Below are 1465 nucleotides of genomic sequence, written 5' to 3' on the forward strand. Positions count from 1 at the left end.
GAGGAAAACGATAGCCTTTCGGGCGCGGCATCTCAGCTGCTATCATCATGCCAAAACGCTAGACGCCCCCAGGGGCTTCAGAAAGTTGGCAATGCCCCACCCGCATCAGCAATTCGGCGCTGGCCGGGGTGGCGGTGCCATAGCCAAGCCCGATGACGAAGCTGGCCAGCAACAGCGCCTCCCAACGCCCCAGCAGGCACAGCAGCAGCGCCGCCGCGCTGACGGCACAGCCCAGTTGCAGCTGGCGCAGCGACGAGAGTCCCGCCAGCTGCGCCGGCCCCCACAGGAAGAACAGCATCGAGCCAAGCGCCGCCGCCGAGGACAACTGCCCCACCGCCTGCGGCGCCACCCCGGCGGCCTGCGTCAGCGGCAGCGCCAAAAGCGGCAGAACCGCTTGCACCAGCGTCACCGACGCGACCACTTGCACCCAGCCCTGCGGCGACGTCAGATCAGCCACTGCAACTTGACCCGCACGATGTCGCAGCCCTGCCGGACCAGTTCCAGCGCGCAGCCGCTGCCGCGCCCGCCACCGGTGTTGATCGCGGGTTTGCTCACGCCAGTGTCCTGTTCCGGTTCGCCCCTTCGGGTGGAAAGACCTCGCCGGCGAAATGGCAGGCGACGCTCTGGGCACCGACCTGACGGTCCTTGGGGTCCTGCTCGCGGCAGATCGGTTTCACATGCGGGCAGCGGCCTTGAAACCGGCAGCCAGGGGGCAGGTTCGAGGCGTCCGCCGGCTCGCCTTCAAGCCAGAAATTCTCGGTGACGCGCGGGCCGTTCACCTTGGGGATCGCCGCCAGCAGCGACTGGGTGTAGGGGTGTTTTGGGCTGTTCATCAGCGCCTCCACCGGGCCGATTTCGACGATGCGGCCAAGGTACATCACCGCCACCCGGTGGCACATCAGCCGCACCACCGACAGATCGTGCGAGATGAAGATATAGGTCAGATCAAAGCTGTCGCGCAAATCGCGGAACAGGCGCAGCACGGTGGCCTGCACCGACACGTCGAGCCCCGCTGTCGGCTCGTCGAGGATCACCACCTCGGGGTTGAGCATCAGGATGCGCGCCAACCCGACCCAGCGCTGCTGCCCACCCGACAGCTCGTGCGGGAACAGATCGACATGGCCGGCGGGAAGCCCGACCGAGGTCAGGATTTCGCGTACCTTCTGCATCCGCTCGCGGCGAGGCAAATCGGTGTAGATGATCAGCGGCTCTTCGAGCGACTTGCCGATCTTCCAGCGCGGATCGAGCGAGGCGCCTAGATCCTGATAGGCGTATTGCAAGCGGCGGCGCAGGGCGCGGGCCTCGCGCGGGGTGCGCCCGGCAATTTCGGTGCCTTCAAAGGTGATCGAGCCGGAGGTCGGCGGCTGAATGCCCATCAAGGTCTTGCCAAGGGTGGATTTGCCGCAACCGGATTCCCCCACAAGGCCAAGGATCTCGCCATGTTCCAGCGCAAAGCTGACTGAAC

General features: G+C 66.1%; 2 protein-coding genes. Both read right to left on the reverse strand.

The window, feature by feature from the left end; genetic code table 11:
• Positions 1-58: 58 nt before the first annotated feature.
• Positions 59-457 carry a hypothetical protein gene (locus tag KO516_RS12700; protein WP_216004162.1) on the reverse strand — a complete coding sequence of 133 codons (399 nt, stop codon included), beginning with the start codon at positions 455-457 and terminating at the stop codon, positions 59-61.
• Between the two features lie 94 nt (positions 458-551).
• Positions 552-1465: oligopeptide/dipeptide ABC transporter ATP-binding protein (locus KO516_RS12705; protein WP_216004163.1), on the reverse strand; the 914-nt coding region annotated here is incomplete at its 5' end.

It is taken from the genome of Citreicella sp. C3M06 (assembly GCF_018860705.1).
In the GTDB taxonomy this organism is placed as follows: Bacteria; Pseudomonadota; Alphaproteobacteria; order Rhodobacterales; family Rhodobacteraceae; genus Salipiger.